The organism is Flexivirga oryzae (assembly GCF_014190805.1).
Lineage (GTDB): Bacteria > Actinomycetota > Actinomycetes > Actinomycetales > Dermatophilaceae > Flexivirga > Flexivirga oryzae.
The window spans coordinates 168,131-183,006 of sequence record NZ_JACHVQ010000001.1; the positions used below are offsets into that span (position 1 = coordinate 168,131).

The window sequence follows — 14,876 nt, forward strand, 5'->3', positions numbered from 1 at the left end:
GAGGTGGCACCCGGTGATTCGCGGCCGGGAGCGGGGTGCGGGCGAGGGACACGATCGGTCGCTTGGGAGGTCCCGGCATCGGTGGCGCGGGCCGCTGAGCAAATAGATCCTGAGCACTGACAGCGTGAGCCTGCAGCCTACCCGCGAGCACCTGAGTTGTACGGCAGAGGTCGCCCGCATGCGAAGGAGGCGCTCCTGGGCGATCGCGGGCACGGCTGCGAGATACTAAGCCGCTGTCGACGAAACTGGCGAACCGGTCGCGGATGCCAATCAGTCCTCGGCCGTGTGGGACGCGAGGTATGAGAGGATCGAGGACACACCACCGCCTCGCCGGGGTGCTTGCAGTACTGCCATTGTCAGGGCCGGTTTCTATCTAGCAGGAGCACTTAGAATTTTGCACACGATGTACGTCACCACAGGACGACGATCGAGAAATGGCTTGACGACATGTCGGTGTGCGGTGAACTCTCGCTTCTCTGTTCACGTGCGGGAAGCCTGTCCATGGGCGAACTGTATGCTCAGTATTGTCCACGTGCACAGGAGTGCTAACAGTTGCGCTCACTTTGGGCGTCGATCCCGGCTAGGGCCGTGGTCGTCGCAGACATCCCCGTTATTCTTTCGGTTTGATAGAAACTCACTGTCTGCATGGGTGGTCCATACCGCTGAAGCCCTCACGGCGCTGTCGCCCTGTCGTCTCGCAGCGGCCACAGCCGCTCAGAATGCGGATGTCCCGATGATGATTTGGCGGCGTACGGTGTGGTCCAGACGCCGGCGAGCGCTGCCGGCAGCCTCAGGGTCGCCGACCCCGCCTTGCGCCCCGACGTTGGGCGTCGACGAGATGCTGACTTCTGACAGGAACGCCGACGTGCAACTGTTCCGCCGCCCGACGACGCAAACGCGCTCCCGGCCTCCGCGCCAACCTCACGGATCGTCGGCGCCGTCATTTTTGCGCGTCGCGTACACCTTGCCGGCCCTTGAGCGCGGAGGCGGAGCAGAGTGGTGGCCGGTTGCAGGCGCCAAGGTAGCCTCGCACATCGCTCGAACATCGTGAACGGCCGCTCGGGGGTGCTCTTCGATCGCGTATTCTCTGTCCTCGTGCTCGCGGTTCTATCGCCGGTCCTGCTGGTCGCCGGCTTCCTGGTGAGATGCACGTCCCGCGGGCCAGTCCTCTATCGCGCGGAGAGAGCGGGGCGTGATGGTCGGCCATTCGTGATGTACAAGTTCCGGACAATGCATGTCGGGTCAGATCAAAACGGTGCAATCACAGCAGCTCATGACCCGCGGGTCTTTCTGGTGGGGCGGGCCTTGCGCAGGATGAAGATCGATGAGCTTCCGCAACTCGCCAACGTCGTAAAGGGTGACATGGCGCTGGTCGGTCCGCGTCCAGAGGATCTCAACATCGTCCGACACCATTACGACGATTTCATGCGTGAATCTCTGTTGGTTCGCCCGGGGGTCACTGGCCCAGGAAGCCTGCACTACTTCGCAGAGGAGGAAGACCTTCCCGGTGATCCTGTGGAGGCACAACGTGTATACCTCGATTCTCTGTTGGTGAAGAAAATTGCGTTGGACCTGGTGTATGTGCGCAATCGCAGCAGGCGGTACAAGGCGGAGTTGTTGTTGCGCACCGCTCTGGGAATTGTCGGCGCCGAGCGCATTTTCGCCCGACGGGCACACCATGAACGTGAACTGGCCACTCAGATACAAAGAGAACGGGAGAGCTGATGACATGCGTCGTGAGAGGAATCCTCACCCGGTTTCAGCCCGCCAATGGTGTGCCTGCGTCACCACAACGACCGAGAGCCCTGTTGACTTGAGGGCCGAACTCGGCAAAACGCCCGCCGCAATCACTCCGTCCCTAGATAGAGCGGTAACGCGATTCCAGTACATGGCGATATTTGTGGTCCCGGGCCCACGCACCGAACTGCTCGCGGTGGTTGCGGCCGGGGCTGTCCGAAAGATTGTTGCGCTGGTGAAGGAGTTAGGTCATGACAGCCTCTGAGGTACGACAAGAGATCCCATTCGCTCTTCCGGATATCACCGCAGACGACATCGATAGCGTCGTTGCCGTGCTTCGGTCCAGGTGGTTGACTACAGGCGCAGTGACTCGTCAGTTCGAGGCGAAGTTTGCCGAAGCGGTCAGTGCCCACCATGCGATCGCGCTCAACTCCTGTACCGCGGCACTGCACTTAAGTCTTGAGGCGCTGGGTGTGCGGCCAGGTGATTCTGTGTTCGTGCCGACATTTACGTTCGCAGCGACTGGCGAAGTGGTGCGATATTTGGGTGCTATCCCTGTTCTGGTCGACGTGGACCCTCTTACCTGCAACATTGACCCTGTAGCGTTGCGTGGCGCTGTTGAGAGAGTCGTGCGCGAAGGCGTCTCGCGGCCGAAGGCCATCATGCCCGTCCATTACGCTGGTGCTGCGGCAGAGATGGACGACGTCTGGGATCTTGCTCGTGAGTTCGATCTAGCCGTCATTGAGGACGCAGCCCACGCCTTTCCGTCGACGTACGGCAAGAACCGTATCGGATGGACGCCCGAGGACATCCCCAGCACCGTCTGCTTCTCGTTCTACGCCACCAAAACCATCACCACAGGGGAGGGTGGCATGGTTACGACCCGAAGCTCTGAAGTTGCTGACCGGATACGTAGGATGAGCCTCCACGGTCTCAGCAAGCAGGCTTGGAATCGCTACGCTGGCGGTACGTGGCGCTACGACATCGTCGCGCCGGGTTACAAGTACAATTTGACCGATATCGCCTCGGCGCTGGGGCTCACCCAACTTAAGCGCAGTCGTGAGATGGCAAAACGTCGCAATGAAATAGCGGCTGCGTATAACCAGGCGTTCAGCGCGTTACCCGGGTACGTGACCCCACAGGTTCCGGTCGACCGAGTGCACGCTTGGCACTTGTATCAGCTACGGATCGCCGAATCGTTCGGAGAGGAGAACCGTGACGCGCTCATCGAGATGCTCCGCATTCGGCACGGGATCGGTACGAGCGTGCACTTCATTCCGTTGCACTTGCATTCATTCTACAGGGAAAGTTTTGGCTACAAACCACACGATTTTCCAGCCGCTTTGAACGTGTTTGAGCACTGCTTATCGCTCCCGATTTACAGCAGCATGTCCGATGGCGACGTGCAGCAAGTTATAGACGCCGTCACGACCTCGCACATCACGCTTTGCGGTGCAGAGAAAGGAAAATCATGAGCATTGGTCACTTCTTCGATCTGTGCGCGCCCTTGGCAGCACTCTACGTGGACCGTCGGCCAGTGCTGACCACCAGTGACCATGATGTCGACTTAATGGTCAGCCGGTCCCCGCATCGCGAAGTCGGCGCGCGTCTGGTCCACGCCTTCGCACAGGGCATCATGACCGTGACCTCGGTTCCGGGCGCTCGGCCCGATGCCAGCGCCGTGCTGGTCGCCGATTGCCGAATCGCGCGTCAGGTTACATGGCGACGGGAACCCCTCCGGTGCGCGACGGAGGGCGGGGTAAGGGCTTGGGTGCAGCCCCATGATTCGAGGAACGTCGGCGTCATCCGCTGGCGAGCAGCGGGCCATGCTAGTCAGGTGGGCATTCGGAAGCGAACCGACGGGATCGAGATTGAGAAATCCTGTAAGGCGCATGGTGCGCAGTGCAGCCTGAAGGCGTTGGTGCCGTGGCTCTGACTCGTCTGTCAACTGTGTCATTCTCCGTCCTCAGGAGTGACTTTCGCGCCAAGGCCGAGTTGATGTATGGCTCCACGAGCGCGTCGGCAATACTGAGGGCAGTCGCAGCGGATGGGGCCTCGGCAGTGATCCTCTTCCGCATCGGTCAGATCTTCAGCCGTGCGAGGTTGGCGCCGTTTGCCTTCCTACTCATGAAGCTTAATAAGCTCTTCAACGGCGTGACCATTGGCTCAGGCGCCTCGATCGGCCAAGGGTTCGTCATCCAGCATTCCGTGGGTGTCGTGATAAACGGCCGTGCCGTGATGGGTGCGAATTGCGTTCTCGAAGGCGGCGTAGTGATCGGTGCGGTCGACCGTTGGAGTCCCCAGATCGGGTCCGGCGTCTACATTGGGTCTGGCGCCAAGATAGTCGGCCGCGTCACAATAGGCGACAACTGCAAGGTCGGCGCAAACGCGGTTGTTGTCAAGGACGCACCCGCGGGTTCGACGATCGTAGGCGTTCCAGGAGTGGCGCGTTGACAAACTCCATGATGACGCGACTGTCGACTACCGCGCGTGCTGACGGAGTCTTGCTTGACCGCTCGGCTCTACGCCGTGTAGGCTTCTACATTGCGCTTCTTGGTGTTCCTTTTTTCTTAGAGGCATCTTCCTCGGGAAGCATCTCGTTGCCATCTGACGCGAGCGTCGCCGAAAACCAGCAGGCTGGGCTTATTGCGGCACCGATGTCGTTGGCCCTGTCTGTGATCCTTCTGATTGAGACCAAATCACGCCGACGTCGTGCTGGCTACACCGACCTTCCATCGTTCTGCATCGGCGTATTCGTGTTCGTCAACTTCGTCGCTTTTGTGGTGGGCGGCCTGGTCTATGGCGTTTCCTCCCTCGCGGGGGCATATTTGGTCCAGACACTGATCCCGATGCTTGCCTACGTGGCAGCCAGGCGCGTCGCCCAGTTTCCCACTGCATGGTTGAAGAACACCCTGTTCAGGTTTGCCTGGGTGCCGTTGCTCTGCTTCGGCTTGGTCGCGATGACGACGCTGTCTCATGGTGGGCGCCCATGGCTCGACGTCGGCGACCACATCGGACCGCTTCCGATCCCACAATCTCAGCGGTACCTTCCGACTGTCATGGCGTTCGCGTTGGTGATGTATGCGCGGTCTCGGCTCATGGTTCGATTTACGATTGGGCGTGCGGCGGTCGTGGTGGCCAGCACTGTCTTCCTGGCGGCATCGCACTCGCGTACAGGTCTGGTCATAGTCGGAGTCGGTATTTTCGCCTTCATTCTATTCGATCCGCGTGGTCGGGGGCTGAAGCGCTTGACTGTTCTGCTGGGCGTTTGCCTTGCAGCAGGAATGCTGTGGTTCGCTCTCGGGTCGGCTGACTTGCAGAACGGGCCGACGGCACTCTCACGAATCTCGGGCCAGAATGCAAGCGCGAATACTTCGAGCACGTTGCGAGAAGGAGCCTTGGTCGAGTCGATCACCGAGACCTTTACCAGCCCGCTCGGTCGTATGTATCAGCCTACGACCGATCAGAGTCTCGGCGGCACGACCAGCGCTTATGCACGAGTGACAAACTCGGAGAACCAAATAGGTGACTTCGGCCTTAAGGCCGGCCCGATCGCCGTGCTCGCCCTCGCCCTTGCCTTCGGCAATATCCTTCTGCGGGCTCGGCGCGCTCTTGCGCGCGCAGACGATTCGGCTCCGGAACTTGAGGGTCTGTGGATCGCAGCGATTGCCACTCTCATCGGTGCTGCCCTCACCCAGTTGGTTCTTGCTGAAGCCTACACCGGCGTCATGTTGTGGTTCGCGTTCGGCATCCTGCATCAGCGGGCAGTGGACGCGGAAGCGGCATCTCAAACCACGTCGCCAGCCCGCGGGCGCGCGGACAGGTTGTCTTCGCGCCGCACCGCCGCAACGCGTTTGCGGCGAGAACCAGCCAGCATGCTCAGTGCAAAGAGGCCAGGTATTCCGGGGTCCCGTACCGTTCTGAGCTTCGCGACGACGGTTCATAGCAGTCCTACCGCTGTGATCAGCATGCCCCGCGCGACCCGTCCGCGCGAACGCCATCTCTCGTACGCTGCCGTACGTCGGCTCGCACTCCGGGGCGACGGCGCGGTGCTGTCGAGTCTTCTTCAACAGGGTGCCCTCTTCATTAGCGGGATTGGAAGCGCCTGGCTGATCGGCAACATGGGTCGGGGCGAGTTGGCGTACGGTACGACCATCAGTTCGGTCGCTGGCATCTTCGCCATCGGTGGGTGGGCGCCTGCGGCTACATTAGGCGTCGCCGGCCAGTGGGGACAGTCAGACCGTGTGCTTGGCCTGCTCAGACCAATCGTCGTACGGCGCGCGATCGTGTCGGTGCTCCTTGCTGGGATTGGGATGGTCCCGTTCCTCGGAAAACTAGGGCACGCGACAGTGCCGATTCTCGTCGGCACCGCGGCGAGCGCGATGGGTGTCGTTGCTCTGCAATTCCTGGTCGGCATCGCCCAAGGGGAGGGCCGTGCAACCTGGGCCAACATCGTGAAGGCCGGAATCTCGCTGTCGTACGCGATCCCGATCGTCATCCTTGCGCTGGTCAAGTTTGTGATCGGGGGTCATGTCTCGACCGGCGCCGTGGCTTGGGCTTGGGCCGCGAGCTGGGCGATTCCGATCGGCTACGCATTGAAGTTCGTCCGCCCGGGAACGCGATCGCGCGTGACACCCGAGGAGAAGAATCTGCTGCTATCCATGCGCTCGTATTCGCGCGCCGCATTCTTGGGATCAATTGCTCTTTTTGAGCTTCTGCGTGTTGATGTCCTTCTGGGCATGGTTATACTCTCCACGGCTGGCCTGGGCAACTATGTAATGGCTTCGTCTTTCACTGGGTTGCTCAAAGCCCTGGGTCAGGCCTTCGGCGTGTCGATCCTCTCGGTAGCTGCCCGTTCTCAGAATGTGGTTCTGATCGAACGCCGCCTTTGGCGATACTGCCTGCTGATTGCAGCCTTCTCAGTCCTTGCCGGGGCGGCGATGTGGCCTATCTTCCGGTGGGTGCTCCCGGTCGAGTTCCGTTCCAGTTTCGTGGCCGCGATTCTCCTGGTCGCGGCTTCTGCGGCGACGGCGCTGCGGCGCGTCCTAGTCGAGTTCGCTAAGGGTGCAAACAAACCGATCGGTGGGTCACTCGCCGAGGTCGTGTTCGTCATTTCCATCGGTGGACTTTTGCTCATGCCCGGCGGCATACCTCGAAGCGCGAACGGCCTTGCGCTAGCGACGCTGCTGGCCTGCCTTTGCAGCCTCTTGATTTCTTCTTGGGTTGCGTTGCGGGCTAGGAATGCCTTACGAGCATCAAGAGGCCCCGAATTTGGTACTCCGGCATTGCCAGAGCAGTTCTATCGCGATGACCGCCATGCCTGACGGTGACGTGGAGTAGCGGCCCCGAGAGCTGTGGCGAAGGCGAGAGGTCCATCGGATCTGGTGTACCGTCTGGTGCGAAATGCTGCTCTGAGGGAGTCCATAGTGATCAGGTCTATGGCGTGAACCGCATGTGGGCTACGACTTCCATTCTGACTCGATCTTGTTCGGGCGCCACGGTGTGCACCCGGTTGTATATTGCGTCGGGACGCCCCTGGGTCGGCCCAGGCGCTATCGCCACTCTGGACCACTGGACCCGCGGCGACGGCAGCCGAGATCGAGGCGGCGATATTTATCGATATTCACCTGAGAACTGTGTTCAGGGGATATCCATTGCGTTGGACGCGTGATCATCTCGTATGCGCTCGACTACCTTTTTATAGCCAAGACGCTCAAGTGTAGGGTCCACAATAGGTCCAATTGCTATGAGTTCTTCGCGACTCAGTTGGCGTGAACCCTTCCCCACGTTTTCGTCGGTAACGCGTGACTCCACTCCACCAAGCACCGATGGGTGTGCGCTCAAATCAAGGTCCTTTGCAAGGTTACCCAGTACTGTGCCAGGGTGTGCAACCAATTCCTCGTATCGAACATTGATGACTTTAAGGTCCAGATTATCGAGCGCCGTTAACGCGCTTTCCACCGAATAACGCCATTGTTGCGCACAGGCGACAAGGAGGCCGTCGCGCTTCAAATCTTCATCGATTCCAGCGTAGCGCACTCCCCATGTCGCGCGGGGAGCCTCCCGATTTTGCCGCGCCAGTAGTCCCATTGCGAATTTGCGTCCATAACTAGGTAGTAGCCGCGGAGGGAAGTGACGCAATTTCCTCAGCATGTATGCCTTGTCGGTGGGCGCTAGCCACTGACTACGTGTGGAGCCGATCGCATCGATGCCATCGCGAATGAGATGGATGAAAGTGGCATCGGGAAAGATCTGCTGTACGAACGGTATTCTCAGTGAATTGCTAACGGTCTTTTCCAGGACCACGCCATTGTTAGCATAACGATCGACATATTTCGTGATGAAGCGCCGAGTTGCAACCGACGCAGTCACATCTGAAAGCGTGTCGTCTGGCATGCTCTCATTCCCATAGCGCCAGACAAAGTTGATATCGTAAGGTACGCTCCCGATGTCAGTGGCGTTGGCTAGGGAATCGCGAATGATCTTGGTTCCGGATCGCGCGGCTCCAATTAGAATTATTCGGCGTGTGCTCATGTTGTTTCCTTCGCCTCTAAAAGACTGTGGATCACGCATTGTCGCCGATATCCCTTGAGCGGCAGTACGAGATAATCCGCGGCGAGCGAACGATCCTCAACAATCCGATGAAGAGCGTCCTGCCTGCGCTGTGCGCGCCTTTGGAAGGCGGGTAGGGCGCGTGTTTCGAAATCGCGAATGGTTAAGATCTGATGCAGTTCGGTTCGTAGTAGGGGTGGCAGAGTACAGCTCAGCCTTAGTCTTTGACCTCGGCAGCGCGAACTCGATGGTTCGGGCCGGTTCTTTTGCCGGTACCGGAGCGGCAAGAACTGTCGACCGATATCATGTTCGCTCGCTCGAATGAAACACTGTCGTCGCCTCTTGCCGCATTCTGCGGAGCGCAACCGTGTGGTCGAGAGGGTCCGCTGTCAGGATCTCCGCTGAGTCGATAGGCGGGACACTCACATAGTTGATCAGCGGGTGCCTCGACGTATGAATATCTTCTCCGGGCGTGAATAGTTCCTCGGAGAGCTTCTCGCCAGGCCGAAGTCCGGTGAAAACGATGTCTACGTTCTTCTTCCCTGACAGGTCGATCAGAGTGTGTGCTACGTCGACGATCTTTACCGGGCTCCCCATCTCCAGCACCATCACTTGGCCGTCCTGGCCGATGGCTGCTGCCTGCAGCACCAGCTGACTTGCCTCCGGGATGAGCATGAAATAGCGCTCGACCTCCGGATGAGTAACCGTGATTGGGCCGCCCCGCTCGATCTGTGCAGTGAACGCTGTGATTACCGAGCCACGGGAGCCAAGCACGTTGCCGAACCGAACGCTGACGTAGGTGCCAGAGGCGCGCTCGGCGAAGCTCGCCGTTAGCCGCTCGGCGAGCCGCTTGCTGTAGCCCAGCACGCAGGTGGGATGCGCGGCCTTGTCGGTGGAGACGTTGACCAGTGTCCCGACGCCTACTTCGGTTGCTGCCTGCAGGACGTTGAGCGTGCCGAGAACGTTGGTCTTCCATGCCTCAAGCGGAAACTGCTCGAGTAGGGTCAGATGCTTAAGCGCAGCAGCGTGGAACACCATGTCGGGCTGCTCGCGGGTGAAGACCCGCCGGAGGGCGTCCAGATCGCGGATGTCTACGAGAGCCAGGGTGCCGTCGTCGAGGAGCGCGCGCCCGGTCAGGCTCATCTGGACTGCGTGGAGAGCTGACTCGTCGCGATCGAGCAATATCAACCGCTCTGGTCCGAACCGGGAGATCTGGCGCGCGAGTTCGGAACCGATCGATCCGCCCGCGCCGGTGACCAGCACCGTCCTGCCGCAGATCGACTCCGCGATGGCGGTCTCGTCCAGGTTGACGGCGCGTCGGCCGAGGAGGTCCTCGAGGTTGAGACGCCGCAGTTCTTGGTGCTTGGGCTGTTCACCGAAGAGTTCGTTGATCGACGGCATGATCAGCACGCCGAGGCCGGCCTTGCGCGCATCCTCTCGGAGCGACCGGATTAAGTCCGCGCTTGCCGAGGGTGTTGCGATGACCAGGGATGTGGCGCCACTCTGGGTCACCACTGCGGGTAGCCCTTCGCGGCCACCCTTGACCGACACGCCGTCGATCTTCAGCCGTCGCTTGCGTGGGTCGTCGTCCAGGATCGCGACTGGTGCGTAGCGCGAGTCATTGTCGCGCTGAAGTGCGCGAACCAGCCGACGGCCACTCTCCCCGGCACCGAAGACGATGACCTTCTCGACGTCGTCGGCGGTTGCGGTGCGGCCCCAGCGGTAGGAACGCACCACGAAGCGCAGGGTGAACATACCGATCAGAGCGAGGGCTGGCACCATCAGCGCAAGGCTGCGTGGCAGGTGCGGAAACCAGGGTGATAGCGCAAAAACGATCAGCGCGGCTGTCGTGAGCAGGACCGCGTGGCCGATGGCGACGGTCTCCTCGAAGGAGCCGCGCACATGGTCGATGCGGTACGGGCCGACCAAGAACCCGAAGGCGACGAAGATAAGAGCGGCGAGGACCGCGAACTTCACGACTGACAGATTAGTGATGACATAGAGACCAAAGTCGTATCTCATCCAGGTAGCGCAAGCTGTTGCGGCAACCACGAGGAGCGCGTCCGCACTGGCCCAAAGGGTTTGGACTGTGCGCTCGCGCACCGAGGCACCGAACGCCCTCCGGACTCCGGTCGCCGGTTCAGCGTGTTCTAAGCCGGGCATTGCGGCCCCTTTCGCCCAGCGCGTCTACAGCGTCTCGCTCTCGGAGGTCGGCTTCTGTATCCGTAGATTTGGCGGTAGTCGCCTCTTTGGTTGAGGAGCCTGTACGACGCGGCACGTCGTCGCGGGTGCGATAGCCGTATGCATAGTCGTAATAGCCGGCCACGCGGTTGCTGCGAGGAACACGATTGAGCGTCACGCCTAGCAGTTTTGCGCCGACCGCGTCGAGAGACTCGAGTGCGGTGAAGACCTGATCGCGTGTTACGAGGCCACTGCCGACGACGAGCACCGCACCGTCCGCGACCGTGCTCAGCACGGCAGCGTCGGTCACGGGTAGCAGCGGTGGGGCATCGATGAGTACGTAGTCGAAACGCTCATGCAGCTCTTCCAGAGTCGAGCGCATGGCATCCGACTGAAGCAACTCACTAGGGTTCGGCGGCAGCGCACCTGCTCCGAGGATTGCAAGTTTGCGCTTGCCGAAAGGTTGTAGCACGTCGGTCAGGTCCGCCTGGTCGATGAGTACGTCGGTGAGGCCTACTCCGCCTTCCATGCCGAGGTATTCCAGCAATCGGGGGCGCCGCAGGTCACCCTCAACCAGGCACACACTCGCGCCCGTGTCGGCGATGACCAAGGCCAGGTTCGCGGTCGTGGTCGTCTTGCCCTCCCCAGCTAGGGACGAGGTCATCACAATGGTCCGGGGATGGTTTGCCGCGTCAACGAAGCGCAGATTTGTACGCAAGGAGCGGAAGGCTTCAGCGCGCGACGAATGCGGGTCGGTCTGGACCAATAGGGGGTGCTTCGGGGCATCACCGTCGAAAGGAATCGCGCCGATGATGGTTAGGTCGTCGGAGAGCTCCTCGACGTCATCTTTGGTGCGCACCTTGCTGTCGAGCGTGTGGCGGAGTATCGCGAGTCCAAATCCGAGCAGGAGTCCCAGGAGCAAACCCAACGCGAGGTTGCGTGTCGGCTTCGGGCTGACCGGCGAACGGTTGATCGTGGCGTCCTTGGTCATGGTCACCTTGACCGGGCTCGGAGTCTTGTCCGAGACGCGCTCGATGCTCTGCACGGTCTTGGGGAACTGCTGACCGACCGCCGCCGCGATCTGTTGTGCGCGTTCCGGACTCTTGTCGGTGACTGTGACGTCGATCAGGACCGTATTGACTGGTACCGTCGCGACGATCTCGCTCGCTAGTGGCGTGCTGCTCAAGATGTCCAGTTTCTCGCGAACCGGGTCGAGCACGACCGGGGCGTTCACGAGCTTGGTGTAGGAAGTCACCCTTGCCTGACTGAAGGTGCTGCCCTGAGCAAGTTGGGCCGCATCCGTAGAGTCGGACGTCGACACGAAGAACTGCAGGCTGGACGAGTACTTCTTCGGCGTGGCCAGGCTGTAGGCCTGAGTAAGCAAGATGACGACCAACGCAGTGATCGCGATGGTCTTCCAGCGTTTGCGAAAGATCCGAAGGTAGTTACGCAGGTCCATGAGATCCTTCCACCCTTGACATACTGTCCATTCCGTAACATAGGTTCCCTAGTGTCACAGCCAGAGCGAGACTACCGGTTCTGACACGATCAGGTGAAATTGCGCATGAGACAGTCCCGCGGAAAAAGGCCACGGGCTTAAGGTGTGGCGTGCATCATGTGCGCACATTACGAGGCGGTAGGAACAGATGAAGGCATCGCTGACAGGCGCTGTCATCGGCGGGCTCGTGCTCGTCAATGCGGTGGCGCTCGTTGCCGTCGAGCAGCATTTCAAGGTGACCGCCGAGGCGTCGCCTGCTGCCAGCGGCTCCACCAATCCGTTGCTGTCAGGGACAACCGCCCCATCCGCCGAAAGCAGCAGTCCTTCGGTCGCCGCAGCTTCGAGTCCGTCCAGCTCAGCTGCCGCGGGCGGCAAGGTCATGTCACCGGGTGTCTTCACCGTCGCGGCCGACGGCAGTCGCGCCTGGCGTGCGGTCAACTCCGGTGGTTGCGATGGCGGCTCTGTCCAGGTGCAGGCCACCCAGGACGGCGGGGTCACCTGGACCACGCTGGGCACCGTGTCGGCCGGCGCTGCCGATGGTCTCGGCTTCGATGCATCTGGCCTGATACAACTGCGGGGGGAGGCGTCGAGTGGCTGCACCCAGGGTGCGTGGTCACTGTCGACCGATGGCTCATGGGCTACCTCCACGCCGACCTCGTGGGCGCCGAAGGGTGCCAAGAGCGCTGACGTGACCTATCAGGGGAAACAGCACCAGGCCTGTGCATCCGGCACCGTCATCGACCTGGCCACCGCCGACGCCAACGTCGATGTGCTCTGCTCCACCGGAGACGTGCGCACGGTCACCCCGGCCGGGAAGGCGAGCACCGTGTACACGGCGGCCGGCCTGATCAGCATCGGCACCACGCAGGACAACACACTGGTCGTGGCCCGAACGGTCTCCGGCTGCGACGGCGTGGAGCTGGACAAGATCGTGAACAGCAAGGCTGACTCGATGACGTGCGTCAAGGATGCGAGCAAGGCCGTCGACCTCACCTTCGCCGGCGATCACGGCTGGCTCGTCGCCGCCAACAACACCTGGACCGGCACGACCAGCGGGGACTGGTCGAAGAGGTGACCCGGGTCAGCCGTCGAGCTGCAGCCAGCTCTGCCAGCCGCCGTTGAGGACCAGCCAGGCGATCAGGCCGTAACCGGCCTGTCCGGGGTGCATCCCGTCGCCGGCGGCCAGGTCCGTGTGCCACTGATCGTGGCCGAGCAGCGGGCGGAAGCAGTCGACATACGTGATGCCACGACGGGAGCACACGTCGGCCTGCGCGTCGACGAGGATCTCCAGGCGCTCGTTGGTCTCGGTGTCGACGGTCGGGGCGGGGCCCACGACATACGTCGAGATGGCCGACGACGAGGCGTCGTCGAGGATGTTGGCCAGGTTGAGCCGGGAGCGCGCCGTGGTGAGGCCCTGCGCGATGTCGTTGAGACCGACGCCGACGACGAGGCGGCGCTCGTTCGCCTGCTCCCAACGGGGCTCGCACTCCTTCTGCCAGCGAGCCAGCACGTCCGTGGAGCTCTGGCCGCGGATGCCGAGGTTGTAGGTGGACAGGTCGATCCCGGAGTGCGGGGTGCGCGCGACCACGCGGGAGACCCAGCCGAGCGCCTTGGGGTCCCCGAACCCGGCGACGAAGGAGTCGCCCACGAAGCACAGGCCGATGCGACGGTCACCCTCGGCGACGTGAAAGCGAGCGGTGGGGCTGAACTCGGGTTCGCTGCCTTCGTGGTGGTTGGTCACGTGGGACATTCTCACTCATCCTCGTCGTCGAGACGGGCAAGCCAGGTCGCGAGTCGCTCCACAGGGGTCTCGAAGTCGGGGTTCAGGTCGACGAAGGTGCGTAACTGATCGGACAACCAGCCAAGGGTGACTTCCTCGTCGCCACGGCGCTCGGCGAGCTCTTCGATGCCTCGGTCGGTGAAATACACGATTGCAATGTAGTCCCGCGGTCGGCCTGTGGTGCGGCGGGATCGGAGGCATGGGTCAGCCGGGAGAGACGTATGCGCTGACACTGCACGGTCGCCGAGTGGGGACGATCCAGCCCGTCCAAGCCGCCTCGGGTGCCACCCCACCGAAGAGGACCGGCCCGGTCGACCCGTCAGTCTTCGCTCACCACGAACTGCGCACCGCTGACTCAGTCGACGACTTGCTGGAGGACATGAAGGGGGGTGGTGACGGACTTCTATGTCGACACTTCAGTCGCCGGACGGATCGTGCTGGGCCACTCGCCGGCCGCGGGCGTGGCGTCACACGTCATGTATGACGATTCGCTGCCCACCTGCCGCCAGCTCGATGTCGCTCCGGTTGGAGGTGACGACTGCGTCCCCTCGTCGCAAGGCGCCCTCGGTGACCGCGAGGTCAACGGTGTCGTCGAGGCCGGAACTCGCGGCCAATACGCCGATCGCGCGGGCCCGTGACTCGACCAGTGGTTCGATCCGACAACCCTTCAGCGCTCGTGACAGATTATGCTGCGGGCCGCCGCGCCACACCTCACCGAGCACCCCTGCAGGAACTGTCGGCACGATGCCGTGGGTCAGCGCCGCGGAGTGGAGCGACCAGAGCAGCCGATCGTTCGCTTCGGCGGCGATGAGCGCGCCGGTGTCGTAGGTCAGTCCGCTCACGACGCTGCGGCCCCGCCGGTCTGCTTCGCGAGGAGCCCGTCCAGAAGGGCTTCGCCGGCGGCGCGCTCTGCAGCGGTGAGGGCGCCCGCCTCGGACTCCCACTCCGCCACTCCTTGCAGCCCCTCGCGGAGGCGCAACTGGCGCTGGGCGGCCGCCGACAACCAGGCCGAAAACGACACGCCGTCCTCCGCAGCTACCGTTTCGATCCGTCGGGCCACGTCGTCATCAAGTGATACAGATCGCTTGCTCACCATGACCCTACGGTAGCACCGATGGTATTACTGAG

Annotated in this window: 13 protein-coding genes; 6 read left to right on the forward strand and 7 right to left on the reverse strand. The window is 61.8% G+C overall.

What is annotated here, in order from left to right; all coding sequences use genetic code 11:
- The first annotated feature begins 1,065 nt into the window (after positions 1 to 1,065).
- From FHU39_RS00820 to FHU39_RS00840, 5 genes are all read left to right on the forward strand, one after another.
- Entirely contained in the window at positions 1,066 to 1,725 is a 660-nt protein-coding gene (locus FHU39_RS00820; RefSeq protein WP_183320802.1) for a sugar transferase, read from the forward strand.
- A 263-nt stretch (positions 1,726 to 1,988) separates the two neighbouring features.
- Positions 1,989 to 3,212 (forward strand): DegT/DnrJ/EryC1/StrS family aminotransferase, encoded by a 1,224-nt coding sequence (locus FHU39_RS00825; protein ID WP_183318085.1) that lies wholly within the window; start codon positions 1,989 to 1,991, stop codon positions 3,210 to 3,212.
- Positions 3,209 to 3,673, forward strand: coding sequence for a hypothetical protein (locus tag FHU39_RS00830; protein ID WP_183318087.1), 465 nt, complete (start codon positions 3,209 to 3,211; stop codon positions 3,671 to 3,673). The genes FHU39_RS00825 and FHU39_RS00830 overlap by 4 nt, the downstream gene beginning before the upstream one ends.
- Positions 3,674 to 3,687: 14 nt before the next feature.
- Positions 3,688 to 4,191, forward strand: coding sequence for a serine acetyltransferase (locus FHU39_RS24875; protein ID WP_183318089.1), 504 nt, complete (start codon positions 3,688 to 3,690; stop codon positions 4,189 to 4,191).
- Between the two features lie 8 nt (positions 4,192 to 4,199).
- Positions 4,200 to 7,061, forward strand: a complete 2,862-nt coding sequence (locus FHU39_RS00840; RefSeq protein ID WP_183318091.1) for a polysaccharide biosynthesis protein — start codon at positions 4,200 to 4,202, stop codon at positions 7,059 to 7,061.
- Between the two features lie 316 nt (positions 7,062 to 7,377).
- Here the strand turns inward: FHU39_RS00840 and FHU39_RS00845 are convergent, their stop codons facing one another.
- The 3 genes from FHU39_RS00845 to FHU39_RS00855 form a co-directional block, all read right to left on the reverse strand.
- The gene (locus tag FHU39_RS00845) at positions 7,378 to 8,271 is read right to left on the reverse strand and encodes a sulfotransferase family protein (protein ID WP_183318093.1); all 894 of its coding nucleotides are present in this window, start codon (positions 8,269 to 8,271) and stop codon (positions 7,378 to 7,380) included.
- A gap of 321 nt (positions 8,272 to 8,592) precedes the next feature.
- A complete protein-coding gene (locus FHU39_RS00850) occupies positions 8,593 to 10,266 on the reverse strand; it encodes an SDR family NAD(P)-dependent oxidoreductase (RefSeq protein WP_343065678.1) in 1,674 nt (557 codons plus the stop codon).
- A gap of 163 nt (positions 10,267 to 10,429) precedes the next feature.
- Positions 10,430 to 11,929 (reverse strand): tyrosine-protein kinase domain-containing protein, encoded by a 1,500-nt coding sequence (locus FHU39_RS00855; RefSeq protein ID WP_183318097.1) that lies wholly within the window; start codon positions 11,927 to 11,929, stop codon positions 10,430 to 10,432.
- A gap of 187 nt (positions 11,930 to 12,116) precedes the next feature.
- On the opposite strand from FHU39_RS00855, the gene FHU39_RS00860 reads away from it, so the two are divergent.
- Positions 12,117 to 13,043 (forward strand): hypothetical protein, encoded by a 927-nt coding sequence (locus FHU39_RS00860; protein WP_183318099.1) that lies wholly within the window; start codon positions 12,117 to 12,119, stop codon positions 13,041 to 13,043.
- A gap of 6 nt (positions 13,044 to 13,049) precedes the next feature.
- Here FHU39_RS00860 and FHU39_RS00865 read toward each other — a convergent pair whose 3' ends face one another.
- From FHU39_RS00865 to FHU39_RS00880, 4 genes are all read right to left on the reverse strand, one after another.
- Positions 13,050 to 13,718, reverse strand: coding sequence for a GDSL-type esterase/lipase family protein (locus tag FHU39_RS00865; protein WP_183318102.1), 669 nt, complete (start codon positions 13,716 to 13,718; stop codon positions 13,050 to 13,052).
- 2 nt (positions 13,719 to 13,720) lie between these two features.
- Positions 13,721 to 13,897, reverse strand: a complete 177-nt coding sequence (locus tag FHU39_RS23910; protein WP_183318104.1) for a DUF6104 family protein — start codon at positions 13,895 to 13,897, stop codon at positions 13,721 to 13,723.
- A 318-nt stretch (positions 13,898 to 14,215) separates the two neighbouring features.
- Entirely contained in the window at positions 14,216 to 14,590 is a 375-nt protein-coding gene (locus FHU39_RS00875) for a twitching motility protein PilT (protein WP_183318106.1), read from the reverse strand.
- Positions 14,587 to 14,844 (reverse strand): hypothetical protein, encoded by a 258-nt coding sequence (locus tag FHU39_RS00880; protein ID WP_183318109.1) that lies wholly within the window; start codon positions 14,842 to 14,844, stop codon positions 14,587 to 14,589. Before FHU39_RS00880 ends, FHU39_RS00875 begins: the two co-directional genes overlap by 4 nt.
- Positions 14,845 to 14,876 lie beyond the last annotated feature (32 nt).